We start from the raw sequence: 25,648 nt of genomic DNA on the forward strand, positions 1-25,648 counted from the left end.
TATTCGATGAATCGCTGGTGCTCTTTACTCTGGAAAAAGCTGTTGAAAAACAGCAAATACGCTCTATCATAAAGGTTTAAACACAAAAAAGCTACCTCGATCTTAACTCGAAGTAGCTTAAATTAATTGATATATTTAAATTACATCACGCTGCTTTCTACTATTTCACCGCAGCCTATTCTTGGCCCTGCCGCTCCAGACGGTTGACTTGAAAAGTCGTCAGGTCCTTCATGAATTATTATTGCTTTCCCTAAAATGTTCTTATTAGCATCTTCACAACCAATACACCATTTATCGGTTTCTAAGCTTAGTGTACCTACGCTGTCTTCTCCTACTTCTAAATTTCCAATATCACCTACATGAAAGGGTGGCATACCCCATTTTCCATGAGCACGGTTTGTTGGATTCCAGTGGCCGCCAGCACTTTTTCCATCATCTGCACTGCAGTCACCATTCTCGTGAATGTGTATGGCATGACTTCCTGGACTTAAGCCTTTTATTTCAGCATCAATTTCTACTTCGCCGTCTTTTTCTTCAAAACTCACCGTTCCTGAAGTCATACTTCCGCTTTTAGCGTCAATAACTGCTACGGCATTTCTTTCTTCCATTAATAGGATGCCTTCATCATCTGTGTCTGACTCTGATGAGCTGCTATCGCAAGAAAAAAGGAAGGGTATTAGAGCTATGGATAAGATTATCTTTTTCATGTTTTTTGGCTTTTAGTTTACATTGGAAAAGAGATAAATTATTGTTCCAAGCTTTTTTTAACTGTTGGCTGTGGAGGTTTTTCAACTTCTTTTGTGGAATTTGTGAATGTATTTGGGCTTTGCCAAAAGGAGATATGTTTGAGTCAAACAACAATTATCTGCTATTTTAGCAAACCACTTTCAATCCCAATATCATATGATACGCCATACCGTTGTTTTTAAATTAAAATACCCGAAAGGCTCTGCCGAGGAACAAAAATTCTTAGCTGCCGCTCAAAAACTATCTGCTTTACCGGGTGTTCAAAAGTTTGAATGTTTAAGACAAATAGGGAAGAAGAATAACTTTGATTTTGGGCTTTCTATGGAGTTTGAAAACATGGAAGCTTATGAGGGCTATAATAGTCACCCTGAGCATACTAATTTTGTCCAAACCTTTTGGTTAAGAGATGTCGCTGACTTTCTTGAAATTGATTACGAGCCTTATTCCTAACGAATTTTTAGAGCCTTTTCTGGATAATTAGTGATAATTCCATCAATGCCTAAATCTACCAGCTCTTTCATTTGAGCTTCATCGTTTACGGTCCATTGCCATACTTCCAAACCTTGTTTGTGAGCTTGGGCTATGTATTCTTTAGTGATTTTTGTTCTGGTTCCTACGCCTATGGCGGTTGCGTCTAATACATTGGCGTAGTCTAGCATATGTTCGTCGGCCGTTCCCTTAAGGTAGAGAATCGGTATTTGACTGTCAAGTTTTCTGAATTTTGCCAACACTGGGTAGTAAAAAGAAAAGATAATTACCTCATCATTTACTTTAAGGTCATCGACGGTTTTCATTACACCTTCTTCTATGCCATAGACTTTGACCTCTATACATACCTTTATTTTGCCTTTTGCCATGGCCAAAGTTTCTCTTAAAGTGGGGATTTTGACATCGGCGTACTGTTTGCCAAACTCTTTGGGAGCACCAACGGTTACTTGACTTATTTCGGCATAAGTCATCTCTTCTATTTTGCCCTGTTTGTTATTGGAGCTTGTTCTTTTAACGTCATAGTCATGAATCACCACTAGTGAGTCGTCTTTTGTTCTATGTACGTCTAGTTCAAAATATTCCGCACCTGCGTCAATCGCTTTTTGAAAAGCAATAAGTGTATTTTCAGGAGCAGCACTAGAGAAACCTCTATGGGCAATGACTTTGGTTTGAGCTTGTGTAGCAAAAACAGAAAGAATGGTTAAGAAGCTGAGAATTACTTTTTTCATGGCTTGAGGTTGAATGAGCGTGCAAATAAATAAAAAAAGGGCGTCAAATGCCTTTTTAAAAATGAAGGTTTTGTTAAGAAAAGGCTCTCTTTAGTCAATAACCTTGATAAATACCCTTTAAGAAGACAAAGAAACAATCCTGGCTTCTTTGTCTTTTTTTGAGCTTTCTACTTCGCAGAAAACTTATACATGGTAGTAGTTTCGTAGGTTTCGCCAGGTCTTAGTGTAGTGCTTGGGTAATCTGGCTTGTTAGGAGCATCTGGATAGTGCTCTGTTTCTAAGCAGAATCCCCATCTCTTTTTGTAGTTCACTCCTTTATGTCCTGTCAGGTTTCCTGTTAAAAAGTTTCCGGTGTAAAATTGAACCGCAGGTTCTGTGGTATAAACCTCCATCACTCTACCGGTGGTAGGCTCATATACAGAGGCTCCCAGTTTCATTTCGTCAGACTTATCAGTAAATACCCAGGCGTGGTCATATCCGCCGCCTCGGCTTATTTGTGTATCAGTAGTGTCATTAATTCTATCACCAATTACATGTGAGGTAGTAAAGTCAAAGGGCGTTCCTGCTACTGACTCAGGCATTCCAAAAGGAATCAAACCTTTATCTACTGGTAAATACGTGTCTGCATGAATTGTAACCTCATGCCCTAAAACATCTCTTTCAAAACCCCCAAGGTTAAAGTAAGAGTGGTTGGTCATATTTACAACCGTTGGTTTATCTGTGGTGGCCTTATAGTCTATTTTAAGAGCATCGTCTGGCATTAAGGTATAAGTGACCGTAGCACTTAAATTTCCGGGGAAACCGCCTGCTCCGTCTGGTGAAACTGTAGTCAGTTTTAAAGTTGGGTTTTCGCTGTCTACTATTTCAGCATCCCAAAGGTTTTTGTCAACTCCAAAACCACCACTGTGGAGGTTATTGACACCGTTATTTGCTACCAATTGAAATTCTTCACCATCTAATGAAAATTTGGCGTTGCCAATTCTGTTTCCAAAACGGCCTACTAGCGTACCAAAGAAAGAAGCACCATCAAAATAGTCTTCCAATTTGGTCATGCCTAAGTTCACATTTTCATAATTACCATCTCTATCTGGGGCTGTCCAAGTAATAATTTTTCCACCATAGTTAGTAATGGTGACTTCCATGCCTTTGGCATTTTTTAGGGTGAATATGCTGGTTTCTCTGCCATCGGCTAGTTTGCCATAAACTGCTTCAGAAATGCTAGCGAGTTTGTTTTCGTTTGATGATTCTTCTGAATTTGAATTACAGGATGTTGTCATAAGTATTGTTAAAAAGAAAAGAGTGAGTTGTTTCATGATTAAAATCTTAATTAGGGTTGTAAAAGTAATTTCTTCGAGAGTGGAGGTTTATTACTTGAGGTTAAATTTAGCATAAAAAACCCTCTTCCTAATAAGACTAAGAAGAGGGTTTAGATAAATATTCTAAATGCCTAGCTGAAATAAATCATAACCCAGACTACAATAGAAATTACAAATAAACTGGCTCCGATGTCAATCCAGTTGAAACTTGCTTTGTTTTTAGCCTTGTCTTCATCACTAACCGTACTAAGCGTAAGTCCAGCGATATCTTTTTTGTCTTGCTCTTTTGTAAACATAGATACTATTACGGCTATGGCCACACAGTATAAAAAGAAGAAAGAAGAGAACTTCAAGAAGTTCATATCGGCAAAGTTGTATATCATGCTACCTTCTGTCATGGAGTCTTTAGTGACCTCTAAACCAAGACGAATGGCCGCAATTATTATCCCGGAGAAAAGGGTAGCCAATGCTCCTTTGTTGTTGATTCTACTAGAGAAAATTCCTAATAAGAATACAGCAGTAATAGGTGGAGCTATATAAGACTGCACATTTTGTAGGTACTCATAAAGTGTACCACCTGCTAATCTTTCAATAATTGGTACCCAAAGAATACCTAGTAAAACCACCACGCCAGTGGCTATTCTACCTACTTGCACCATTTTCTGCTCAGAAGCTTCTGGCTTAAGTTTTTTGTAAATGTCAATAGTGAAAAGGGTAGAGCAACTGTTAAATACAGATGCCAAAGATGACATCAATGCTGCCATAAGGCCGGCTGCTACTAAACCTCTCAAACCTGCAGGTAAAACGTGCATCATTAAGGCTGGGAAAGCTCTATCTGGCGTAGCCCATTCTAGTTCACCTCTCATTTTTAATACAAGAGCAATTACCCCAGGAATTAGGAATAAGAATACTGGCATTAACTTTAAGAATGCTCCAAATATACTTCCTCGTCTTCCTTCTTTAATATTTTTGGCAGTAAGCACACGCTGTACAATTACTTGGTCAGTACACCAATACCAAATACCTACAATGGATGAAGAAAGTACCAACCAGTGCCATGGATAATCTTTGTCGTCCATAGAACGCCACATATTCATATATTCAGGGCCTACGGTGTCTACCACACTATTCCAGCCACCTGCAGCATCTAAACCTAAGAATGTTAACATGGCCGCACCTACCACTAATATAATGGCCTGAAGGGTTTCTGTGTAAACCACAGCTCTCATACCGCCCAATACGGTATAAATACCTGTTAAAATTACAGTAGCTAATGCACCTTGCATAAATGTTACACCCAAAAGCGTAGAGATTACAATTCCCCCAGCGTATAGCGTTACAGATACTTTTGTCAATACATAAGCCGCTAAACTGAAAAGAGACAAGAACCATCTGGCTTCAGAACCAAACCTTTTTTCAAGAAACTCGGGCATGGTGAAGACATTGCTTCTTACATAGAATGGTAAAAACAACCATCCTAAAAGAACCACTACCCAAGCGTGTAGCTCATAAATTAATAAAGGGAACTTGTCTGCAGCTCCAGAGCCAGCAAGACCTACCACGTGTTCGGAGCCAATATTGGAGGCGAAGATAGACGCACCTACAACAAACCAGCCCATGTTTCTTCCAGCTAAAAAATAGTCTTCGCTATTCTCCTGTTTTTTAGAGACCACCCACCAGGCAACAGCTAGTAGTAAGGCGAAATACGCCGCTATAACTACCCAGTCAAGGGTTACTAAAGTATTCATATATTTTTAAGGTTTAGATTAAATAAGTGTAAGATTGACAATTATAAATATTCTATTTGTTTTGCACTAATTTTTCGAAGAAAAAATATGATTTAACTCAGTATAAACTTACAAATATAATTCTAGCAGATAACCTAAAATCATTAAGTTTCAGTTAAAGGCATTAGAAGTTCAGAACTTTAAAGAAAGAACTTGGATGCAGAAATAGCTACCACCACTATAAGTACGCGGTATATCCAGACATTGGCATTAGGGATTTTGGCAATGAACCGTACACCAAGCCACGCTCCAATAGACTGAAAAATGCCCATTAGGATTCCATAACCAAAATGAACCTTGCCGTAATAAATAAATAGAGCTAAGGCAGGAACCGTAAATATGAAGGTTATTAAAAGTTTGATTCCATTGGCTTGTTTAAGGCTGTATTTAGAAACTAGTACCATGCCTGCAAGAAGAAAGACACCCACACCTGCTTGAAGAAAACCACCATAAATGCCAATGAAGAAAAAGGCGAGTAAGGAGGTCCAATGCTTTTTCTTTTCCCCGCTGTCTAAAGTTTCTTGAAGCCATTTTTGAGGTTTAAAAAGTAAAACTATGAGCATAACTATCATTAAGATACCTATGCTATAGTTCATGGTTTTTTCGTCTAAATCTACCGCTATTTTAGAACCAATAATAGACCCAATTACGGCAGGAATAGCAAGCCACTCTACACCTTTATATAAACCGGGGAAAGTTTTATTATACCTAAGAGATGCTACGCCAGATTGCATAAAAACGCCGATTCTATTGGTGGCATTTGCTACAGAAGGTGGTAAGCCACACATGAAAATGAATATTGGAAGTGTAATTAAAGAACCACTTCCGGCCAATGTATTTATAACACCCGTGAATAATCCAGCAAAAGCAAATAACAGAAAATCAACCAGCGATAAGTCTATGTCCATTTAAATAGTAGTTTTAGACAAATGTAAACATGCTGGTTTAACTTTTAGCGAATCTGTTAATCAAATCAATCAGCTTGGTTTAGTCGGTAGTTAAATGTCAATACTGCCGAACGTCTGGTACGTTGTGATTTCCCCACGGTTGTGAAGTTTGGTCCAAAACCCTCGAATCGGTTTACTCTAGAATTTAGTATGTCTAAAATACTAAGGCTTAATGTTCCTTTGTTTTCAAATAGTCCTTTACTAGCTGAGAAGTCAAAGAAATAGATGGCCTTTCTTAAATCTTGAGCACCTCTTTGCGGAGCATTATAATTTGCTCTAAACTGGATTTTGATGTCGTTAGACAGCGTAAATCTTGACGTTTGACGGGCAAACCATGAATTAGTTTCGGTCAAATAGGTTTCATTAATATTGGTTCCGTCTGTTTCGCCATGAAATGCATTTACATTAAGGTCCAACTTCCACCATTTGGTAGGCTCAAATGTGGAGGTAAATTCTATACCGTAAGCCTGAGCAGAGTTAAGGTTTTCAGGGAAAGTAGTGGCTAAACCATCAGAATCAACCGTTCTAATTCTTTCAATAACGTCATCAGTTTGACGTAAGTAAATGGAAGAGGTGAAAGAACCTTTGTCAAAGTATTTGACATGGCCTAATTCAAACACGTCAGAGTATTCTGGGTTTAGGTCTGGGTTTCCACTAAAGAAGTTTCTGCTATCAGAAACGGTATAAAAAGGACTTAGGTCATTATACTGGGGTCTTCTGATACGGCGACTATAGCTCAGCTGAATGGCGTGGTCTTTCGGCAAATCATAAGTAAGGTGAGCACTAGGAAAGAGGTTGACGTACTTTCGAGGGTTTCTTTCGTTTGTTTTCTCTAGAATGGTTGCAATGTTTGTCCACTCCGAACGTAAACCAGCTTGGTATGAAATCTTGTTCTGTTTGTTACCAAAAATAGCGTAGGCAGCATGAATTTGCTCATTGTACCTAAAAAGGTTGTCCAGTTCTGGAATAGAGGCATTCTCAGAGGAGCCACTTACCGTGTTTACAAAATAGTCGTTCACCATTTTACGGAAATTACTTCTTGCCCCAAATTCAAATTTCCCTTCAGCACTGATTGGCTGAATATAATCTAGTTGATAAAGAAACTGCTTTTCAAACTCGTCATTGAGTGATTTTTGAACAAAAGTATTTGTAGGGTCTACCTGGCCATTAGCCAAGTTTCCTGTCTGGGTAAATAATTGGTCAGAGGTTTCAGAATGGTCTAAAAATCTAAATGAAGCAGTTAATTCATGTCCTTTCTTCTCAAAAAGCCTTTTATAACTTACCACAGTTTCACCTATTGGTTCTATCTCATCTTCTTCCTGAATTCTTAAGCTATTCGCTATTGGGTTATTTACTGAGTTTATAAAGTCTTGATAGGCATTTTCTGTGTATCGCTGACCATTTGCTCTACTTAAAAGATATGATGCGGTCAATATACTTTTCTCGCTAAAGAAGTAATCTAAACCTGCTCTTACATTGGTATTAAAACCTGTTACCTCGCCTTCGCCGTCTTGCTGCAAAATTCTTGTTTGGTCGCCATCTTCCACTTCCTGATAAAGCTCAGATAAATAAGGAGAAACGTTATAAGAAAGACCATAATTAACAAAGAAATTCAGTTTGTCTTTTCGGTAATTAAGGTTTGCGGCTACGCCATATCTAGTAGGAAGTCCCGTGCTTAATTCAAAAGAGCCATTAAAGCCTTGCTTTCTGTCTTTTTTAAGAATGATGTTTATGATACCCGCCATTCCTTCGGCTTCATATCTGGCACTTGGGTTCGTGATTATTTCTACACGCTCCACCATGCTGGCTTGTAATTGTTGTAAACCCGCCCCGCCTTTAAATGTTACTAAGCCAGAAGGTCTTCCGTCAATTAAAATTCTGACATTAGAGCTTCCTCTTAGGCTTACGGTACCATCCACGGCTACATTTACTGATGGTATATTTATCAAAACCTCAGCAGCTGAGCCACCAGCATTGGCTAAATCTTTTCCAACATTAAAAACCCTTTTGTCTAAAGAAAGCTCCATGCTACTCTTTTCTGCTCTTACCGTTACTTCGTCCAAACTGTTGGTAGAAGAAACTAATTCTAAAGCCCCTAGGTCAATATTTTTATTAGCAGCGTTTACTGAGATTGATGGTGTATTTAGGCTTTCGTAACCCATAAATTCTACATTGACATGGTATTGACCGAAGGGTAAACTAAAAGTGAATTTTCCTTCTTCGTTAGAAATATTACCATCAATAAGGCTGCTGTCTTTGGCAGAGAAAACTCTCACACTAGAAAAACCTAATGCAGTATTAGTTTCAGCGTCAGTTATTTTTCCGGTAATTTTTCCTTGCTGGGCAAAACCAAAAGAAGAGATAAGTAGGAGTAGAACGGTTTTAAATAGGGTATACTTTTTATGCATTTGAATAGGGTGAACCAATTATAGGTTCTAGGTTTGAATCAATAGTTCTTCTAATTAGGTAAAATTATCCTCTTAATTCTTAATGCACGCAAAAGGCATCAAAATGAATCAATGAATATCGACAAGGCGTAAATTTAAAGAGATTTATAGCTTAAGTACGTCCTTAATTCTCATCTAAAAGGATATTTGTCAATCTTTCTGTCACTTCTTCAGAATTAAGTCCTGAAGTGATTTTTGGATGATAAAGGAGTCTAATAAGTTCTTTATCAATGGGTGTGTAGTGGTTAGTTAAAGTCCAAGATTGTCTAAAGATGCTTTCTGCATATAGATTAGAGTCTTTGCCAAGTCCTAGAGATTGGGTCAATTCTTCACGAAGTAGATGTTTTTGAGCGGTTTCTTCTGCTCTGTAAATGTCAACATACATTCTACCTTTATAAAGTTCGTTTTGGTCATTCCAGTTTATATTGAAAAGGCCCCAATTATTATTTATTAGGTCTTGAGAGCTTGGAAATTGGTTTCCGTATTCATTTCCAGAACCGAGGAAAATATAAAAGTTTGACTTTAGCGTATCAGCGGTTATGGAAACAGAGAAACCATCAGTACTCAATTGGTTAATTTCTGCTATGATGCTGTTAAGTTCACTCATGAGGTAGTCTTCCTTTTCGCCACCTACATAAATTAACATGTCGGTATTCCACTTCCGGGTTATTTCAGTGCTTGAGCTAAACTCAAAACCTAGGGCTATTTCTTTGAAGTAGGCGATGGTTTCTTTTTGAAAAGTGTTTAGGCTTTTGGGCGTGATATCCTCATCAAAACGAGAGCAAGAGGTTATGATTAGAGCTAAAACTATGATGTAAACCTTGCTTTTCTTCATTCTATAATCGAAAATTATTATAGTTTTTATCTGTTATAACCGAAGATTATTATGTTTTTATTCGATTATAATCGAAAATTATTATAGTTTTGATACATGATAGATAGGTTGAATATCAAAAATATTGACAATAGGCTCTTTAAAGGTAAGGCAATTTTACTTTTTGGGGCACGGCAAGTGGGTAAAACTACACTGTTGGCCTATCTTATCAATGAAAGACCTGAGTCTGTATTGCACCTTGATGGCGACGAGCCTGACATTAGAAGTTTACTTTCAAATATTACTTCAACGCAGTTAAGGAATTATATAGGGGAGCATCGTATAGTATTTATTGACGAAGCCCAAAGAATCCCAAATATTGGTTTAACCTTAAAGCTCATAACCGATAAACTTAAAGATATTCAAGTGATAGCTACGGGTTCTTCTTCCTTTGAAATGGCGAATCAGATGAACGAACCATTGACGGGAAGGAAATTTGAGTTTCAACTTTTTCCATTGTCTTTTCAAGAAATGGTAAATCATCATGGCTTACTAGAAGAGAAAAGAGAGCTAGAACAAAGGTTAATTTATGGTTCATATCCTGAAGTGGTGACAAACCCATATGACGCTGAAAACTTATTAAACCTAATAGCCGATAGTTACTTATATAAAGACCTTTTAATGCTCGACTATATAAAAAAACCAAAGCTTTTAGAAAAGATTCTAAGGGCATTGGCATTGCAAATTGGGAGCGAAGTTTCTTACAATGAGTTGGCACAGCTAGTAGGGGCAGATAAAGAAACAGTAGAAAAGTATATCAACTTGTTTGAGCAAACTTTCGTGCTTTTTACTATGCCTTCTTATAGTAGAAATGTCAGGAACGAGCTAAAGAAAAGCAAGAAGATATATTTTTACGATTGCGGAATTCGGAATGCCATTTTGAATAACTATAACCCAATTCATAGGAGAACGGATGTGGGAGCCTTATGGGAGAATTATTTGATTTCGGAAAGGATTAAGAGAAATTCTTATGCGGCCAAAAGGCTTAATACTTTTTTCTGGAGGACAACCCAGCAGCAAGAGCTTGATTTTTTGGAAGAAGAGGGGGACGCTTTACGGGCATTTGAATTCAAATGGAATCAAAAGGCTAAGGCTAAAATATCAAAGACGTTTTTGAATGCTTATCCGGATACTGAAGTAAAGGTTATTTCAAAGGCTAATTATGAGGAGTTTTTGTTATCCTAGTCACAAAACCTCTGGATTTACACAATGAATCATCTTTCCCTTTTCAAAGTATTGAATAATATTTTCAGCCGAAAGTCTGGCCATTTCATCCCTAGCTTCTACCGTGGCAGAGCCAATATGAGGCAGTACACAAACATTTGGCATGTTTAAGAGCGGGTTATCTATTTCCATAGGTTCTGGGTCAGAAACATCTAATCCCGCACCCCAAATTTCGCCGTTTTGAAGAGCTTGTATTAAGGCTTTTTCGTCATGTACTTTTCCTCTTGAGGTATTTATGAAAATACTTGATGTTTTCATTTTAGAGAAAGCCTCTTTATTGAAAATTTGATGCGTTTGTTCGGACAAATTACTGTGAACAGAGATGACATCAGAAGACGCCAGTAAATCCTCAAAACTCACTAAAGTAGCGTTAAGCTCAGTGTTTGCTTTTTGATTTTCAGACCTATTGCAGTAAATGATGTTCATGTCGTAGGCCAGTTTACATTTTCTTGCCATTTCGAAACCGATGGCTCCTAAGCCAAAAATACCTAAGGTTTTACCATACATTTCTTGACCCAAATTTGCTCTAGGTTTAAATCCTGAAATCTCTCCTCTTTCTAGCTTCTTATGCATGAAGAAAAAGTTTCGGGCTGTAGCCACCATTAAACCAAAGGCAATATCCGATGTAGCCCTATTCATGGCTTGAGGGGTATGTCCTAGTGGTAGCTTTCTTTTATTACAAGCTTCCACATCCACATTGTCGTATCCTGCAGAGTATTGTGAAAGCATGAGTAATTGCGGATTAGCAGCTAAATAGTCTTCCGTAATTTTTTCTTTACTGCTCGCTAAAACCACATCGGCCCATTGTGAAGCTATTTTGAACTCTTCTACTGAAAATGGATTGTCGGAAGACTGAACCTTCAGTTCACATCCTTTTTGACGGAGTAAATTCAAACCAAGTTCTGGTATGTCTCGAGTGACTAGGATTTTTAGTTTGGATAGTTCTTTTTTCATTTTATTGGGCTTTGATGTAAATGTAAAGGGCTTTGATTAAATAACGAAAAATTTAAAACGAACAATATTGCCTTATTTTATACTTTTATCTACTGATAATAAAATTAGAGGCATGTTAAAAAAGTTAGGTCCTGGTCTTTTAGTTGCTGCTGCTGGAATAGGAGCGGGCGATATGATAATTGGTATTCAAATTGGGCTTGATTTTCAATGGGTCTTTGTGGCAGCGGTCTTATTGGCCACAGTATTGAAATACATTATTACGGTAGGTATAGCCAAATTTCAGATAGAAACTGGAACCTCTATTATTCAGTTTTGGAATACGAAAATTCCATTTTGGCTCAGATTAATTTTCATTCTGTTTTTCCTGATTTGGTCTTTTATGGTTGGGGCTGCTTTACTGTCTGCAAGTGGGCTGGCAGCTAATTCTTTACTTCCATTTTGGTCAAAGGAGACTTGGGCAGTTGTTCATTCTTTGTTAGCATTTTTGATGATTTACTTTGGTAAATATCAGTCTATCGAAAATCTCACTAAAGTTTTGATTTTACTTCTTTTTGTGATTTTAATACCGACAGCATTAGTTTTACTTTTCAAATCAGAAACATCTTCTGAAATAGTGAGTGCGGCCTATGACACACCTACCTTAATAATGAGCATCATCGGTGGTGTGGGTGGAAGTGTTACCATGCTCAGTTATACCTATTGGCTAGAGGAAAAAAACTGGAACAAAGAAAACTTGATGCCTGAAGTTAGGTTTGACTTGCGTTTTTCTTATTTCATCACAGCCTTATTTATTTTTGCTTTGATGATAATAGCGAGCAGGCTTGACATGCAAAGTGGGGAGCTAAATGGTTCAAAATTGATTTTTTCGCTAGGCGAAGTTATCGGAAATGTTTTAGGTAGTTCTTTAAAATTGCTTTTTAAAATATGCTTTTGGGGTGTTGCATTTTCCTCCGTAATTACGGTTTGGAGTGGTGTCCCATATTTATTTCAAGATTTTTATCAGGGTATTTTTAAAAGTAAGAGCAGGAGTAATGTTTCTCCAGCAGCGTCTAAACAATACAGAGCTTTTTTATTGTTTATTAGCATAGCCCCATTGATATTGACTTTTCTTCAGAATACCATCAAGAATGTGATTAATTACACGCTAATTTCTTCGATTTTTGTAGTGGGAATTAGTGTTACTTTGCTTTTGCTCTCAGGGAAAAAAGGTAAAATATCAAACGACGTGTTCTCAAAGTTTATCCTTGCAATAAGTGTTCTTGTTTTTGCGAGTCTCTTACTCTGGCAGGTATTTCATTAATTATCAGAAGATGTTACTAAAAAATACGTTAAGCTTCTTTAAAATTAAGCCGGTGGCGGCATTGGGTTTCCTTTTTGCTACTTCTAGTTTAATGATTGGGGTATGGGCGGGAGCCTTACCTTTTATGAAAGTACGTATGGGTTTAAGTGACGCAGATTTAGGTTTAATACTACTTTTTGCACCTATAGGTTCTTTGACTGCGGTTTTTCTATCAACTAAAGTATTCAGAAATATTAAAGTAGGAACATGGCTGGGAGTTGGAAATGCTGTTCAAGCACTTTTATTCTGTGTGGAGGTTTTTGCACCTTATCCTTGGGTTTTTGGTATTGCGTTATTCTTTAGAGGAGGATTAGGTTTTTTAAACGGAGTAGCGACTAATGCGGTAGCGGTCAGGTTTGAAAAACAATACAATAAGAAGTTTCTTAATACTTTTCATGCCATATATAGCATTGGAGGAGCGGTAGGTGCTGGTTTAGCAGCCTTCATGTTTAAGTTTGATTTGGGAAGCAACTCACAGATTCTTTTGGCTTTAGCTATAATTTTAATTGGCATAGCTTTATTAAAGAGGAACTATGTTCTCCATGATTATTTTATTCATTCAGGTTCTGGCTTCAGCTTGCCCACTAAAAGTATTTTGGGCTTGTCTTTTATATGCTTGGTGATTTTTATGGCAGAGGGCTCGGTAGTAGATTGGAGCTCTATATACCTTAAAAGAGACATTTTGGCACCATTGTCAATAATTAGCCTAGGTTATGGTGGTTTTTTTGTTGCCATGACCTTAGGTAGGTTAAATGGAGATGCATTGGTACCTATAATTGGAGAGAAAAAGATAGTTCTATTGGGGACATTGCTGGCCGCCCTCGGGCTCCTTTTAGTTAGTCAAAGTACTACGGCATACATAGTGATTTTGGGTTTCATTTTAACAGGAGCGGGCTGCTGCTTTATAGTACCTGTTTTGTTTGGGTCAGCCTCAAAAATCCCAAATGTGAGTCAAGTAGAGGGTTTCGGAATGATTACTTCGGGTGGTTTAATCGGCTTTCTGGCAGGGCCATCGCTCATTGGGTTAATATCTGAGCAGTGGAGCCTTTCGGCAGGTTTTATGTTTGTGGTGTTTATGCTTTGTTTGGCTGCTTTTGTGGGAGGAAGAAGTGGACTTTTGAAGTAATTTTAATTCTTTTAGTGAGAAATGAGCGGTTGGATATTATTGTAAATAATATCACAAGCTTGTTCTGCTGAAATTAATTCAGTGTCAATTTTTAAGAATGGATTTGAAGGAACTTCATAAGGAGAATCAATACCAGTGAAATTTCTGATTAAACCCTTTCTTGCTTTTTTATAAAGGCCTTTTACATCTCGAGTTTCACATACTTCTAGCGAAGTACTGATATGTATTTCTAAAAAATCTTGTTCACCAATAATATTGCTGGCAAGTTGCCTACTCGCTATTGTAGGGCTAATTAGTGCATTTATGGTAATGATTCCTGACTCTAGGAATAGCTTTGAGATTTCAGCTACTCGTCTTATATTTTCTTGTCTATCTTCTAAGGTAAAACTTAGGTTTGCATTAATTCCATTCCGAATTCTATCGCCATCTAAAATCTCACAAGTGAAGCCATTGACAGTGAGTTTAGATTCTAAAAGGGTTGAAATTGTAGTTTTTCCTGCTCCAGACAGCCCTGTTAGCCAAATAGCCTTACTTTTTTGACATAACTTCTTCTCTTTGTCGCTTCGGTTCATTGGATTCCTTAGTTTGTGTATATTCTTTCAATATTAATTAGGAAAAAGCTATTTTTCAATGATTTGTAGATTCAAGTCTAAAATAGTTGAGTTGGTATGTAGAATATCTCAAATAGTACCTCTCATACTTTTTTTTGTCATACATAGGTGACTTTTAAGTTGTTAGTCAGAGCGTTTAAGTTTTTTGATTGAATTACCACTCGATCAGTTTATTTGTATTTTTCTTAGGTTTTATTGTTTAATTTAAAAGTTGCGTATTAGCTTCATAATGTAAATGACTTCTCTTTTATGAAAAGTCAACATGAGAACTAATAAATAATAGAAGCCCTGAAAACTACAGAAATGTCACTTTGGTGGCAAAGCCTCAGTCCTTTGTGGAAAAGTGCCTTTAACTTAACTGTTTTAGTTAAAGATGAAAGCTATGTTCCTTCTCAAACAGAATTGAAAGAGATTCTTTCGCTCAAAGTTTTGAGAATTGTGGGTCCCAAAGGAGTTCATCCAAATTTTGATTACCATCTAGAAGATCTTACAGGCTTAAAAGAATTGAAAGAGTTAGAAATATTGGTAGTAACATATCATAAGATAAAGAAGTTAGATGGTATAAGAGAAAGCAAGAATCTTCGAACGCTGTTTATTCATGATAATGAGATAGAAGACTTAAGTCCTTTGAAAGATTTGAAGCTACTAAATGAGCTTTATTGTCATTCTAATATGATAGCCACTTTAAAGCCATTAAGAGCTTTGAGTAGGCTGAGGGTATTGTTCTGTAGTAATAATCAAATATCGGACTTCAATGGTATTTCTGAAAAACATTCTGAATTGAAAAGTGTAACGGCAATGCCAAATGAGAAAATTGGGCCGAAACAGATAAGGGAACTTGAAGACCTAAATATATTTTGTAAATAATTTTTAAACTAACTTTATATAATCATGGGAACGGATACTTATTTAGGAGCAATCGGAATGTTTGGAGGCAATTTTGCTCCAAGGGGTTGGTCAACTTGCGAAGGGCAATTAATAGCTATATCTTCCAATACAGCTTTGTTTTCACTTTTGGGAACCACCTTTGGAGGTGATGGACGTACAACATTTGGTCTTCCTGACTTAAGAGGTAGAGCACCTATTGGCGTAGGGCATGGGCCGGGTCTTTCAACTAGAACTTGGGGGCAGAAAGGAGGTGTAGAAGATGTTACTTTAAATATAACTCAAATGCCTAACCATACTCACTTAGCAGGATTGACAGGTAAAGCCAAAATAAGACTTGGGGATCAAGTGGCAGATAGTTTTGTGGGAATTGGTAGAGCGTTAGGGCAATCAACTTTAAAACAATCTACAAGTCCTAATGCGGTAGGTCCAGTAATATATGACTCTAATCCAACTTATAATGATGGCGATCATATGCATGACGATGTGATGGATTTGACTGGAGTACAAGTACAAGTTGGGAATAGTGGAGGAAACCAGTATCATACTAATATGCAGCCTTTTTTGGCCATTTATTTTTGTATCGCTACAGTTGGAGTTTTTCCATCGAGAAATTAGTATTTTTAATAAAAAACTAAATATAAAAAGGATGAAAAATTTGAAAATTGCTACACCCAATAAGGATGAGAAAAAAGAGTGGATTGAACCAGAATTATCTGTTTTAACGGTTGAAGCAACTTCTGGTGGTGGAGTGGATGCTGGATTTGGAGGAACACTTCCAACCTAATACTCCATCGTGGATTTAAAAGCGTACATATTTATTACAATATGTACGCCTTTTTATGTATTCACTTTAAATAAGTCATATTTAATGGAATTGTTTTCATGAAAATAATTGATGAATTATAAAATCAAATTTCAATCGAATGAGGGCTTATTTATAGAAGACGATCATTTAAAACTTGTGGGGAGAAAGAAGCGAGATGCCTCTTTTCTGAAGGTAGTTGTGAAGGGGTTCTATGAAAAATCTAGTAATAATAACCTTGACTTTACAGGTTCTTGGTGGTTTTGTTTATTAGATAAATCTTCAAACAAACTATGGTTGAAAAGGGACAAGCATAGTTACACTTCAGTATTTTATACTAGAATAGAAGACACCTTGTTTGTTTCTGAGGATTTAGATTATTTGTTAAAATTAAAGGAGGTAAAGATTAACTGCAGAAAGATAGCGAGCCTTATGGTTTCCTTTGATTATGATTTCGGAAGAGAGACGGTTTTTAATGGTATTTATAGTTTACCTGCAGGTAATGAATTGATTATTGATAATGGAGTATCTAAAGTTTCAAGGTATTGGTTTCCTGAAAATATTGCTCAACTTAAATTTAAAAGAAGCGAAAATTATAGCGAAAAACTTAGAGATATTTTAATTACTAGTGTAAACCAGCATATTGGGGATTATACTAATGTTGCTTCTATGCTAAGTGGAGGGTTAGACTCCAGTTCCGTAACTTGTTTGGCCGCAGAGCATTTGGCTAAAAAAGGGAAAATACTAAATACATTTACACACTTCCCTAAATATGTTTCAGGTTTTAGAAATAGACCCAATAGTTTTGGAGATGAGTCAGCTCATGCCAAGTTAGTTATTGAGAAGTATAATAATATTAAAGGTGATTTTCTGAATTCAAGTAGTATTACTCCAATAGCTGCTCTTAAAAAATGGGTAGATTTGACTAATGGGATTGTTCATGGAGCATGTAATGTTTTTTGGATGTATGATCTTTTTAAGACCGTTGGTGACTCTAAATTTGACCTTTTGCTTACCGGTGAAAATGGTAATGGTACAGTCTCTTTTTCAGGGATTAGAGCAAAACTTCCTTGGAGTCATAAATATTATAGACAGAATATTTTAATAGGAGTCAAGGATAAAATTTACCAGCCATCTAAGATTATTATAAAACGGTTTTTAGGGACTTCAGACAATGGCTCTTGGAATATTAATTCAAATTTCCTGAATTCAAATGTAATTCACGACCTAGACTTGAAGGAGGCATTTTTATTCGACAGGGTCTCCATTGGAACAGTTCTGGATACTCCAAAAAATCTTATGAATTTGATAATTGAACAAGCTAGGAATGGCAGAATGCCATTAGGAGGTCTTGTTTCAAAAAAGTTTGGATTTGAAATGGCAGACCCAACTGGAAGTCCTGAGCTGATAGAATATTGTTATTCGTTACCTAATGAGGTTTTTTTTGGAAAGGTAGGTTTATCCAGGAATCTAATTCGAGAAATCATGAAAGGGATTCTACCAGATAGCGTAAGATTAGAAACCAAAAAAGGCCATCAATCCGCAGATATTGGTGCTCGTTTAAAAGACACCAGTATAGAGGTTGAAGAAGCTCTCAGCACCTTAAGCAAGAACAAGACATTTGAATATCTTTTTGACATTAATGCCCTAAAAAATTTCTGGGAAATGCTAAAACATAAGGACTCAAATTCTGCTGACCAAGTAACGATTAACGCTTTCTTAAAAACAATAATGGCAGGTTTTTTAATTGAGAAATTTAGTTAAAATTGGTTTGATTTCAGATTTATCAAAATATGATTTATAGAGCTTTTATTTTTTGATTATTAAACAATACATTTTGTATCGTACTAAATGAATTTTTATCTAGCATACGGCATTATTATTCGTTCAGAGATATCCTTAAATTCTTTATTGAAGTATGATGGCGAGGAAAGCGAAGATTTTATATCTGTGAGGCTTGGTAAGGTTCCAGATTCGCTTTTAAAACCCGCTAGTGTTGAAAAACCTTTTACTATTTTCAATGAAAGGGAGTTGTTGTATCATTTACCAGATAGGCTGAAAATGTATGTTGCTAATGGGAATGAGGTAATTATAGAACCCCTTAATCAAAACATAGAGGAAGTCTTATTGTATTTCTACTCTAATGGTTTGGCCGCAGCTCTATATCAGAGAAACCTAATCCCATTCCATGTTTCAGGTGTTTGCCTTAATGAGTCGGAGGTGGTATTAGTAGCTGCACCCTCTCGAACAGGCAAGTCAACAATGGCAGTAAAGCTTCAAGAAAGAGGATTTCCTATTTTTACCGATGATACGGCTGTGCTGATTGTAGAAAATTCGCAAATTTTTGCTCGAGCTTCTTACCCGATGACGCGACTTTGGGAAGATAGTATTGAAGAGCAACACATTTTTAAGGATGGTGAAAAAATACAGGTTTACTGCCAGGCTGAATCTGACAAATATGGTTTTCATTTTCATGATAATTTTGCTAGTGGGAAGTACAAGGTAAAAGGTTTAGTTTTTCTGGAAATTTCTGGGATCGGAGTAGAGTTGGAGCCTTTATCAAAATCTAGAACAGTTAAGTTGCTAGGTCAAAATATATACAGAGGTCAATGGGTAGATGGAATGAAAATGGGTGATGAACAGTTTAGATTGCTGTTAAATATTGCGAATGCCGTTCCGTCGTTTTTGGCATCTAGGCCGGCAGGAGAGAAGTCTTTTGACGGTTTTACAGATTTGATAGTGAATGAGGTATGTCAGAAAGTAAACAAATAAAGAAAAGACTAGTTTGGTTAGTTTCTTATCCGAAATCTGGGAATACTTGGATTAGATTATTTTTATCGGCCCTATTAAATAAAGGGCAACCGGATATTAATGGAGGATTAGGTGCCATATATTCTTCTTATTTGCCAGAAAGTATTCTTGACCTAGATATGGATGGTTTATCTCTTTTTGATAAACACCATTATCGAATTAAAGCTTACGAATATTTAAATGAACAAATAAATTCTTACCAATTTATTAAGGTTCATGACTCATATATCGACCCAGATTTAGGTTTAGGGTTACTTCCTGTAAAGTCAACAAACCTTTGCGTTTATATCGTGAGAAATCCGCTTGCAATAGCTCCTTCTTTAGCAAACCATATGAATGAGAGTATAGATTTCGTTATAAAAAAATATTTAACTAACCCTAAGGCGAGATTGTCTATCAATACAAAAAAACCATCTGGCCAAATGGAGCAATTTTTAGGAACCTGGCAAAGCCATGTCAGATCTTGGACGTCTCAAACCGATGTGCCCGTGTTGGTTATAAAATATGAAGAGTTGAAAAGCGAGCCGCTCTCTACATTTCGGTCTCTAGTGGAGGCTTTAGGGCTAAGCTATGGTGACTCTCAAATTCAAGAGGCTATTGATAACTCGTCATTCGAAAAAATGCAAGATCTTGAGAGAAAGATAGGGTTTGTTGAAAGACCGTATACTTCAAGGTTTTTCTTTTATAAAGGTCAAAGCGATTATTGGAAGGAGGTATTGACTAAAAGTCAAATTGACAGTATAGTGGAATTTAACAGAGATATGATGTTTAAGTATGGTTATTTAAAACAATTTTAGAACTATGAATTATAAAGTCAATACCGAAAGAATCTTATTCTCTCCTTTGGGTGAAGAAGCGGTAGTGTTTGATCGTGAAAAGAATGAATATATAACTCTAAATGAAACAATGTTTAAAATTTTTCAATCAATACACAACAATGAAGAGCTAGAAGCTATAAAAAATATGCTCGTTAAAGAATATAATGTAGATATGGATATATGCAGTAAGGCGATAGAAAGGGCTCTTTCTGAGTTGTCTGAGAAAGGATTTATACTAAAATGTTAAAGAAAATTGGAACATTTTTCGAGTGCTCTAATCGAAAAAAAATATTATTCATACATGCCTGTATAGTAGGTTATTATGCTTGGCTTTTAGATGTTTTTTTTCAGAGGAGGCTGCGTTTAGGTGTGGAGTCCTTAAACAAGATTAGTGCTAGAAACTTGCCTAATTATTCTTCAGAGAATTCGTCGCAACTAGTTAAAGATATCGGTTGGAGTATAAAATTAGCTCATAAATACATTTTAGTTAATAATGCATGTCGTCATAATGCGTATCAGGCAAAAATTATGTGTAAGAAATACCGTCTGGATAGTACTATATATGTAGGGGCAAAGATAAACGAATTAGGGGAGGCCGAAGCTCATGCTTGGACCGTTGTGGATGATTATATGGTAACAGGTTTCTGCCAAGCGGAAGAGTATTTAGTTTTAAACACTTTTATAAATGAGATTAAATAGAAGAGATATAGGCTATCTTTATTTTCTGAAATAATGGATTTGTAAGAAAAATATGGAGCACACCAAAGAACGCAATTTTGTAATCCATCTGCTTAAACTTTTTTTGGGGAGAACTGATAAGCTTTATACAGAGCTTGAGGATTTAGACTGGAGTGCTGTTTTACAGATTGCTCGTTTTAATAAAATAAGACCTTCTATATATCATGTCTTAGCTAAATACTATACAGAGTTTACTAATACAGAAGTGGTAAGGTTAAAAATGGAGGTCTTGGGGATTACGGCTTTTAACTTACAGCAGCTAACGGAGCTAAGTGCTTTAATTAAGCTTTTAAAAGACAATAATATTGAGATAATACCCTATAAGGGATTGGTGCTGTCGAAGGCTGCATTTAATGGTTTTGGAATGCGTGAGTTTTCTGATATTGATTTTCTTTTTCAAAAGAAGGATTTTCATCAAGTGAAAAGACTATTATTGGAAAAGGGTTATCAAACAGAAAAAAAGATTCCTAGAACCTTTGAGAAGGTATACTTATATCATCATTGTGAGTACAATTTTTTATTTAAAGAACACAATCAAAGGAAGTTCTTTGTAGAGCCGCATTGGTTTTTGGGTACTAGAATGCTCCAAAATAACATTTCTTTTAAACAAGTAAAACAACTTACAGCTACTGGGACTTTATCGTCTGCGGATGCCACGAACCTATTAGGGCCGGAAGGGCTTTTACTTACAACTTGTATTCATCATACTTCCATAAGGTATCCTACTTTCAAGAGTATTATGGATGTTGCTACACTCTTGGCAAGGTATGCTGATGAAATAGATTGGAAGAAAATTCTAGCTGTCTCGAAGGAGTGGGGAATTCAAAATATACTTCTATTTTCAATTCATTTGGCTAGCACCGAACTGGAAGCACCACTTCCCGAAAAAGTAAAGGTTTTAGTAGGTGAAAAACTGTCTTCGCAATTATTGAGTAATTATAAAAAACATGTATTGGATACTGGGGTAAAACCTTTTACCGTAAAGTATCACTATAAGCGAATTCGACTGCAATTTCTCCTGAGAGATAGCCTATATACCAAGTCTAAAATCTTGTGGTTTACTTTTCTATACTATGCTACGTTTAAAGTCTTTTTCCGCAATAAGGAGATATAAATAATATTAAAACACTTAGGAAAAAATAGTTTTAGGATGGTAAGTATATATTTAGAGTATCACATGAAGTTAAATTGAGACCGTTGCAGAGAGTTAAGGATAATTAGGCATAAAATTCATGTCTTTTAGATATGGAATTAGTGCATCATCATACTCTAGTAGATAGCATTGGCGATCTTCGTTCTCGGAAAATAACGCGAACATTTTTTGTTCAAATCAGCACGTTAATTGACTGGAAATCTTTCGTTTCTATAATCAATCTTCATTACACGAAAGGTAAAAGTGGCAGAGGCAAACCAAGCTGTAGTGGCTTGCTGCTTTTAGAAATGAGAATCTAGTATGGTTTAAGTGATTACGAAGTAGAAGGCCGTGTAAATGCCTGTATTTTATTTAGTTATTTTTGTGGCTTAAGCATTGATAGTGTAGCCCCCTAAAATAGCACAATCGTCGATTTAGAAGTATAATGATTAAAGCCAAAGCTTATGAACCCTTATTCAAAGAAATAAATAGGCAGTATGAACTCATGGTATTACAGTAAAGACAGGGGCAATAATAGACGCTAGTGTAATAGATACGAAATTAAAACTTAGGGGAAAAACAAAGCATGAAGTAACCCAGGATAGAGAAAAAGAGGTAAAGGTTGAGAAATTATATGCTAAAAGGGTAGACCAGGACGCAGTATGGCTAAAGAAAGGGGTGAGTATAGGTATGGTTACAAGAAACATCATACGAGTGACCAAGAAGGTTTGGTTCTCGGTGTACTCACGACAATGGCGAGTACCAATGAAATAGCGAACTTGGAAGATGGGCAGACTTACCAGAAGGAATTCCTCTAAAAGCAGACAAAGGTTACCAATCAAAGAATAATGGGAAAGTTTTAGCAAAGCGAAAGCTAAAAAACACAATCTAAAAAGCTAAAATTCACCTCAATTTTTGAAAGCAAAATAAAAGCTCACAAACCTGACCGTTTTACAATGGTCTTAAATTCTGTTATTTTACTGCGGATTATAGAATTCCATATATTCTTTATTTTAAAGTAGGTTTTTCTATATTTTTGAAATCTTTCTAATTTTGATTAATCTAAGAATGAATAAACTCCCTAATAAAATTAAAATTTCCGAGGACGTCCTTATACAGGATTTAGTCAATGAATCTGTTATTCTTAATATGCCAACGGAACATTACTATGGCCTTAACGTGGTTGGTCAGTATCTATGGCAAATGTTTTCTAAATACGATGATGTAGAATACGTTTATAATTTAGCCCTCGAAGAGTTTGATGTGAAGCCAGAAGTTTTGAAGTCTGATATGTCTTCTTTTATTAAGGAACTTTCTGATGCAGGGTTGATTTCTATTTCTTAATGGGAAAGAAAAAAGACTTTGAACTATTTGAAACAACACTAAAAGGTCATAGTTGGCGACTTATTAAGTGTCATGGTCTTATTTCGTTAATTGAAGTTGGTCTATATTTTATTGGTTTAAAAAGTACCTCTAAAGTATTGCAGTTTTTTTCAAAAAAAGTAAATGACGATTATTCGAATAAAGCAGCATATTTAGATAGTTCAATTACAGTATTTAATCAAATTAAAGAAAGGGGCTTTTTTAAAGGTAAGTGCCTTTCTCAGTCGCTTGCTTTGCGATTTTTACTTCAGCGTAGAAGGATTAGCACAGACCTTGTTATTGGTACCTATATAAAAGAAGGGAATTTATTTGCTCATGCGTGGTTGGAGAAAGATGGTGAAGTTGTGAATGATCACCCATTTGTGATTGAACAATACAAAATATTAGCTAGGGATATAACCTCAGTTTTAATCAAATGAGTGGATATGTTGGATTCGTTGCACCGGTAGTTCTAGATCATCATTCAAAGACCCTAGACTATTGTCATCAGGAAATTATTAAAACCTGTAGTGATTTTAGTGGTTGTTGGAAAAGCGATAAGATTGAACTTCGTTTTGGCTTATTCAATGTTCTTGGTGATACAAGAAAAGAAGAACTGCCTTATACCCAAGATCAGAACTTAAGAATTGTTGGAGACGTTCGTCTTGATAATAGAGAACTTCTTATTGCTGATTTAAATAGAAAATTTCCGGAACTTAATAAATTATACCCAGACTCATATATTCTTTTGCATGCGTATATGCTTTGGGGAATAGATTGTGTTAATCGTATTAGTGGCGACTATTCATTTGCTATCTGGAATGAAGCGGAGAGTTCACTTTTCTGTGCAAGAGACCATTTTGGGCTTATTCCTTTCTATTATTCGGAAACAGAGGAAGGAGTTTATTTTTCCAATTATTATACGTCGCTTAGAAAGGTGCCCGGTCTTATGACCGAAATAAATGAAAAGGTACTTAAAAGTTATTTCATTAGAGGTAATGATGGCAGCTTTAGTCAAACTATTTATAAGAAAATATTTAAACTACCTCCGGCACACGTTTTAGTATTTAAAAATGGTGAACTTGTAATCAAAAGGTACTGGAATCCCAAACGGCCAGTAAAATTGGTAAGATATAAAAAGACGGAAGACTATATAGCACATTTTACACGACTTTTTGAGAAATCGGTATCGGAACGTTTACGAAACAATAGGGTCGCTTCACAACTTAGTGGTGGAATGGATAGTTCGTCAGTAACAGCAATGGCTAAACATGTTCTTGCCAACAATTATCTTCAGGATTATGAACTACAGGCGTATAATCTGACATATAAAAACCTTGTTAAAGAAAGTGAAGGGTATTACGCTAATATGATTGCAAGCCATCTGGATGTTGAGCTAAAACAATTTACTGCGGAAGAATATTTAAATAAATTAACACTTACGTTAGAACACTGGATACCTGAACCAGCAGGAGTGCCAAATGCTATTCCAGAAAGAGCAATGGTTAAGGATGCTTCAAATTCTTCTTTAAACGTGTTATTGACAGGTTTTGGGGCAGATGTCCTTTTTGATTATGACGGACAGCATTGGCTCAAAATGCTCAGGTCGAGACACTTTAGTCAGTTTTTTCTGGATGGTTTAGACTTTTTTAAAGCACATGGAGAATTGCCATCTATTGGTATAAAAAGAGTAATTAAGAGATTGATTATGGGAGGTAGGAAAAATCATAATCTTTTACCTACTTGGTTCTATCCTACGTTTATAAAAAATGATTACTTAGAACTACAAAAGAAGAATGGTTTATCTTCAAAATCTAAAGTATTTGCTTTGTTTACTAATAGTTTTTGGCAATCTATTCTTGAGACTGGTCATCAGGGATTTAGCGAAAATAGAGTGAAGCTTCGGCATCCCTTTTTCTCATTAGATCTTCAAGAGTTTTTATGGGCTATTCCGCCCCACTTACTTCATAACAAGTATTTACTTAGGCTCAGTATGCAATCCTTTTTACCTATAGAAGTGGTAAGGAGACCTAAAACACTTCTATTTGGAGGAGCTCACTTCAATAGTCTGAAATCAACTGGGGTTTTAAGTGAATTGGAAAATGTAATTGAGGAAGAAGATGAGTTTTTAAAGGATAAAATAGATGTTAAGGTTTTACTTAACATAATTCGAAAACCAGATAGTATATTATTAAGTGACCGTCGTTTAATATTATATCTTATTTATGTATTAGCGTGGAAAAAAAAGAACTAATTTTGGGTTTTATAAGAAAGTAGTTAATTTATGATATTACTTTTTGTGGTAATGCCGTTATTTAAAAAAGAGTAAATTCAATGAAAAAGAAGGAATATATTTCACCTGAATTAAAAGATTTTGGAAAGTTCGCAGATGTAACTAAAACTACGGGCTCTGGAGGTGTTGATGATGGTGGTGGAGTCACTGCTTATACTTCGTGATTGACTTTTAATTAATTGTTTAATTTAAAGTTTTTGAGTCTGGGCGATTTT

At 36.0% G+C, this 25,648-nt stretch carries 27 protein-coding genes; 18 read left to right on the forward strand and 9 right to left on the reverse strand.

The window, feature by feature from the left end; genetic code table 11:
- Positions 1 to 140: 140 nt before the first annotated feature.
- The gene (locus AADJ06_RS19160; protein ID WP_341228106.1) at positions 141 to 707 is read right to left on the reverse strand and encodes a superoxide dismutase family protein; all 567 of its coding nucleotides are present in this window, start codon (positions 705 to 707) and stop codon (positions 141 to 143) included.
- A gap of 196 nt (positions 708 to 903) precedes the next feature.
- Here AADJ06_RS19160 and AADJ06_RS19165 point away from each other — a divergent pair, with 196 nt between their 5' ends.
- Positions 904 to 1,197 carry a Dabb family protein gene (locus tag AADJ06_RS19165; RefSeq protein ID WP_341228107.1) on the forward strand — a complete coding sequence of 98 codons (294 nt, stop codon included), beginning with the start codon at positions 904 to 906 and terminating at the stop codon, positions 1,195 to 1,197.
- Here AADJ06_RS19165 and AADJ06_RS19170 read toward each other — a convergent pair.
- From AADJ06_RS19170 to AADJ06_RS19195, 6 genes are all read right to left on the reverse strand, one after another.
- Positions 1,194 to 1,964: a glycerophosphodiester phosphodiesterase family protein gene (locus AADJ06_RS19170; RefSeq protein WP_341228108.1), complete on the reverse strand. Its 771-nt coding sequence runs from the start codon at positions 1,962 to 1,964 to the stop codon at positions 1,194 to 1,196. The two genes, AADJ06_RS19165 and AADJ06_RS19170, sit on opposite strands and share 4 nt — an antisense overlap.
- Before the next feature lie 167 nt (positions 1,965 to 2,131).
- Positions 2,132 to 3,277 carry an aldose epimerase family protein gene (locus AADJ06_RS19175; RefSeq protein WP_341228109.1) on the reverse strand — a complete coding sequence of 382 codons (1,146 nt, stop codon included), beginning with the start codon at positions 3,275 to 3,277 and terminating at the stop codon, positions 2,132 to 2,134.
- Positions 3,278 to 3,411: 134 nt separating this feature from the next.
- Positions 3,412 to 5,028 carry a sodium:solute symporter gene (locus AADJ06_RS19180; protein ID WP_341228110.1) on the reverse strand — a complete coding sequence of 539 codons (1,617 nt, stop codon included), beginning with the start codon at positions 5,026 to 5,028 and terminating at the stop codon, positions 3,412 to 3,414.
- Positions 5,029 to 5,207: 179 nt separating this feature from the next.
- A complete protein-coding gene (locus tag AADJ06_RS19185; protein WP_341228111.1) occupies positions 5,208 to 5,975 on the reverse strand; it encodes a sulfite exporter TauE/SafE family protein in 768 nt (255 codons plus the stop codon).
- A 65-nt stretch (positions 5,976 to 6,040) separates the two neighbouring features.
- Positions 6,041 to 8,422, reverse strand: coding sequence for a TonB-dependent receptor (locus AADJ06_RS19190; RefSeq protein WP_341228112.1), 2,382 nt, complete (start codon positions 8,420 to 8,422; stop codon positions 6,041 to 6,043).
- Between the two features lie 163 nt (positions 8,423 to 8,585).
- Positions 8,586 to 9,296 carry a DUF2927 domain-containing protein gene (locus tag AADJ06_RS19195; protein ID WP_341228113.1) on the reverse strand — a complete coding sequence of 237 codons (711 nt, stop codon included), beginning with the start codon at positions 9,294 to 9,296 and terminating at the stop codon, positions 8,586 to 8,588.
- 96 nt (positions 9,297 to 9,392) lie between these two features.
- Here AADJ06_RS19195 and AADJ06_RS19200 point away from each other — a divergent pair, with 96 nt between their 5' ends.
- Entirely contained in the window at positions 9,393 to 10,520 is a 1,128-nt protein-coding gene (locus AADJ06_RS19200; RefSeq protein WP_341228114.1) for an ATP-binding protein, read from the forward strand.
- Here the strand turns inward: AADJ06_RS19200 and AADJ06_RS19205 are convergent, their stop codons facing one another.
- Positions 10,521 to 11,513: a D-glycerate dehydrogenase gene (locus AADJ06_RS19205; protein ID WP_341228115.1), complete on the reverse strand. Its 993-nt coding sequence runs from the start codon at positions 11,511 to 11,513 to the stop codon at positions 10,521 to 10,523.
- Positions 11,514 to 11,625: 112 nt separating this feature from the next.
- Between AADJ06_RS19205 and AADJ06_RS19210 the strand changes: the two genes are divergently transcribed.
- On the forward strand, positions 11,626 to 12,813 hold the full coding sequence (locus AADJ06_RS19210; protein WP_341228116.1) for an Nramp family divalent metal transporter: 1,188 nt from the start codon (positions 11,626 to 11,628) through the stop codon (positions 12,811 to 12,813).
- A gap of 10 nt (positions 12,814 to 12,823) precedes the next feature.
- Entirely contained in the window at positions 12,824 to 13,978 is a 1,155-nt protein-coding gene (locus AADJ06_RS19215; protein WP_341228117.1) for an MFS transporter, read from the forward strand.
- Positions 13,979 to 13,989: 11 nt separating this feature from the next.
- Here the strand turns inward: AADJ06_RS19215 and cysC are convergent, their stop codons facing one another.
- Positions 13,990 to 14,571, reverse strand: a complete 582-nt coding sequence (cysC, locus tag AADJ06_RS19220) for an adenylyl-sulfate kinase (protein ID WP_341228289.1) — start codon at positions 14,569 to 14,571, stop codon at positions 13,990 to 13,992.
- A gap of 321 nt (positions 14,572 to 14,892) precedes the next feature.
- On the opposite strand from cysC, the gene AADJ06_RS19225 reads away from it, so the two are divergent.
- From AADJ06_RS19225 to AADJ06_RS19290, 14 genes are all read left to right on the forward strand, one after another.
- Positions 14,893 to 15,456, forward strand: a complete 564-nt coding sequence (locus AADJ06_RS19225; RefSeq protein ID WP_341228118.1) for a leucine-rich repeat domain-containing protein — start codon at positions 14,893 to 14,895, stop codon at positions 15,454 to 15,456.
- Positions 15,457 to 15,480: 24 nt separating this feature from the next.
- Positions 15,481 to 16,092 carry a tail fiber protein gene (locus AADJ06_RS19230; RefSeq protein WP_341228119.1) on the forward strand — a complete coding sequence of 204 codons (612 nt, stop codon included), beginning with the start codon at positions 15,481 to 15,483 and terminating at the stop codon, positions 16,090 to 16,092.
- 40 nt (positions 16,093 to 16,132) lie between these two features.
- A complete protein-coding gene (locus AADJ06_RS19235; protein ID WP_341228120.1) occupies positions 16,133 to 16,261 on the forward strand; it encodes a hypothetical protein in 129 nt (42 codons plus the stop codon).
- A gap of 111 nt (positions 16,262 to 16,372) precedes the next feature.
- On the forward strand, positions 16,373 to 18,043 hold the full coding sequence (locus AADJ06_RS19240) for an asparagine synthase-related protein (protein WP_341228121.1): 1,671 nt from the start codon (positions 16,373 to 16,375) through the stop codon (positions 18,041 to 18,043).
- A gap of 87 nt (positions 18,044 to 18,130) precedes the next feature.
- Positions 18,131 to 19,051 (forward strand): hypothetical protein, encoded by a 921-nt coding sequence (locus tag AADJ06_RS19245; protein WP_341228122.1) that lies wholly within the window; start codon positions 18,131 to 18,133, stop codon positions 19,049 to 19,051.
- Positions 19,030 to 19,887 (forward strand): sulfotransferase domain-containing protein, encoded by an 858-nt coding sequence (locus AADJ06_RS19250; RefSeq protein WP_341228123.1) that lies wholly within the window; start codon positions 19,030 to 19,032, stop codon positions 19,885 to 19,887. The genes AADJ06_RS19245 and AADJ06_RS19250 overlap by 22 nt, the downstream gene beginning before the upstream one ends.
- A gap of 4 nt (positions 19,888 to 19,891) precedes the next feature.
- On the forward strand, positions 19,892 to 20,155 hold the full coding sequence (locus AADJ06_RS19255) for a PqqD family protein (RefSeq protein ID WP_341228124.1): 264 nt from the start codon (positions 19,892 to 19,894) through the stop codon (positions 20,153 to 20,155).
- Positions 20,149 to 20,607 carry a lasso peptide biosynthesis B2 protein gene (locus tag AADJ06_RS19260; protein ID WP_341228125.1) on the forward strand — a complete coding sequence of 153 codons (459 nt, stop codon included), beginning with the start codon at positions 20,149 to 20,151 and terminating at the stop codon, positions 20,605 to 20,607. The genes AADJ06_RS19255 and AADJ06_RS19260 overlap by 7 nt, the downstream gene beginning before the upstream one ends.
- Positions 20,608 to 20,659: 52 nt before the next feature.
- Positions 20,660 to 21,760 (forward strand): nucleotidyltransferase family protein, encoded by a 1,101-nt coding sequence (locus tag AADJ06_RS19265; protein WP_341228126.1) that lies wholly within the window; start codon positions 20,660 to 20,662, stop codon positions 21,758 to 21,760.
- A gap of 680 nt (positions 21,761 to 22,440) precedes the next feature.
- On the forward strand, positions 22,441 to 22,596 hold the full coding sequence (locus AADJ06_RS19270) for a hypothetical protein (RefSeq protein ID WP_341228127.1): 156 nt from the start codon (positions 22,441 to 22,443) through the stop codon (positions 22,594 to 22,596).
- A 250-nt stretch (positions 22,597 to 22,846) separates the two neighbouring features.
- Entirely contained in the window at positions 22,847 to 23,122 is a 276-nt protein-coding gene (locus AADJ06_RS19275) for a PqqD family protein (protein WP_341228128.1), read from the forward strand.
- Complete coding sequence (locus tag AADJ06_RS19280) at positions 23,122 to 23,580, forward strand: lasso peptide biosynthesis B2 protein (RefSeq protein ID WP_341228129.1); 459 nt, start codon at positions 23,122 to 23,124, stop codon at positions 23,578 to 23,580. The genes AADJ06_RS19275 and AADJ06_RS19280 overlap by 1 nt, the downstream gene beginning before the upstream one ends.
- Entirely contained in the window at positions 23,577 to 25,394 is a 1,818-nt protein-coding gene (locus AADJ06_RS19285; protein WP_341228130.1) for an asparagine synthase-related protein, read from the forward strand. The genes AADJ06_RS19280 and AADJ06_RS19285 overlap by 4 nt, the downstream gene beginning before the upstream one ends.
- Positions 25,395 to 25,474: 80 nt before the next feature.
- Positions 25,475 to 25,597: a hypothetical protein gene (locus tag AADJ06_RS19290; RefSeq protein WP_341228131.1), complete on the forward strand. Its 123-nt coding sequence runs from the start codon at positions 25,475 to 25,477 to the stop codon at positions 25,595 to 25,597.
- Positions 25,598 to 25,648: the final 51 nt, after the last annotated feature.

Source organism: uncultured Arcticibacterium sp. (assembly GCF_964021845.1).
Classification (GTDB): Bacteria; Bacteroidota; Bacteroidia; order Cytophagales; family Spirosomataceae; genus Arcticibacterium.

Coding starts and splice junctions, on each gene's coding strand:
- AADJ06_RS19230 (WP_341228119.1), top strand. CDS start 15,481: ATGGGAACGGATACTTATTTAGGAGCAATCGGAATGTTTGGAGGCAAT.
- AADJ06_RS19185 (WP_341228111.1), bottom strand. CDS start 5,975: ATGGACATAGACTTATCGCTGGTTGATTTTCTGTTATTTGCTTTTGCT.
- AADJ06_RS19190 (WP_341228112.1), bottom strand. CDS start 8,422: ATGCATAAAAAGTATACCCTATTTAAAACCGTTCTACTCCTACTTATC.
- AADJ06_RS19195 (WP_341228113.1), bottom strand. CDS start 9,296: ATGAAGAAAAGCAAGGTTTACATCATAGTTTTAGCTCTAATCATAACC.
- AADJ06_RS19170 (WP_341228108.1), bottom strand. CDS start 1,964: ATGAAAAAAGTAATTCTCAGCTTCTTAACCATTCTTTCTGTTTTTGCT.
- AADJ06_RS19275 (WP_341228128.1), top strand. CDS start 22,847: ATGAATAAACTCCCTAATAAAATTAAAATTTCCGAGGACGTCCTTATA.
- AADJ06_RS19255 (WP_341228124.1), top strand. CDS start 19,892: ATGAATTATAAAGTCAATACCGAAAGAATCTTATTCTCTCCTTTGGGT.
- AADJ06_RS19210 (WP_341228116.1), top strand. CDS start 11,626: ATGTTAAAAAAGTTAGGTCCTGGTCTTTTAGTTGCTGCTGCTGGAATA.
- AADJ06_RS19215 (WP_341228117.1), top strand. CDS start 12,824: ATGTTACTAAAAAATACGTTAAGCTTCTTTAAAATTAAGCCGGTGGCG.
- AADJ06_RS19260 (WP_341228125.1), top strand. CDS start 20,149: ATGTTAAAGAAAATTGGAACATTTTTCGAGTGCTCTAATCGAAAAAAA.
- AADJ06_RS19265 (WP_341228126.1), top strand. CDS start 20,660: ATGGAGCACACCAAAGAACGCAATTTTGTAATCCATCTGCTTAAACTT.
- AADJ06_RS19270 (WP_341228127.1), top strand. CDS start 22,441: ATGGCTAAAGAAAGGGGTGAGTATAGGTATGGTTACAAGAAACATCAT.
- AADJ06_RS19180 (WP_341228110.1), bottom strand. CDS start 5,028: ATGAATACTTTAGTAACCCTTGACTGGGTAGTTATAGCGGCGTATTTC.
- AADJ06_RS19165 (WP_341228107.1), top strand. CDS start 904: ATGATACGCCATACCGTTGTTTTTAAATTAAAATACCCGAAAGGCTCT.
- AADJ06_RS19250 (WP_341228123.1), top strand. CDS start 19,030: ATGTCAGAAAGTAAACAAATAAAGAAAAGACTAGTTTGGTTAGTTTCT.
- AADJ06_RS19225 (WP_341228118.1), top strand. CDS start 14,893: ATGTCACTTTGGTGGCAAAGCCTCAGTCCTTTGTGGAAAAGTGCCTTT.
- AADJ06_RS19200 (WP_341228114.1), top strand. CDS start 9,393: ATGATAGATAGGTTGAATATCAAAAATATTGACAATAGGCTCTTTAAA.
- AADJ06_RS19160 (WP_341228106.1), bottom strand. CDS start 707: ATGAAAAAGATAATCTTATCCATAGCTCTAATACCCTTCCTTTTTTCT.
- AADJ06_RS19205 (WP_341228115.1), bottom strand. CDS start 11,513: ATGAAAAAAGAACTATCCAAACTAAAAATCCTAGTCACTCGAGACATA.
- AADJ06_RS19245 (WP_341228122.1), top strand. CDS start 18,131: ATGAATTTTTATCTAGCATACGGCATTATTATTCGTTCAGAGATATCC.
- AADJ06_RS19175 (WP_341228109.1), bottom strand. CDS start 3,277: ATGAAACAACTCACTCTTTTCTTTTTAACAATACTTATGACAACATCC.
- AADJ06_RS19285 (WP_341228130.1), top strand. CDS start 23,577: ATGAGTGGATATGTTGGATTCGTTGCACCGGTAGTTCTAGATCATCAT.
- AADJ06_RS19290 (WP_341228131.1), top strand. CDS start 25,475: ATGAAAAAGAAGGAATATATTTCACCTGAATTAAAAGATTTTGGAAAG.
- AADJ06_RS19240 (WP_341228121.1), top strand. CDS start 16,373: ATGAATTATAAAATCAAATTTCAATCGAATGAGGGCTTATTTATAGAA.
- AADJ06_RS19280 (WP_341228129.1), top strand. CDS start 23,122: ATGGGAAAGAAAAAAGACTTTGAACTATTTGAAACAACACTAAAAGGT.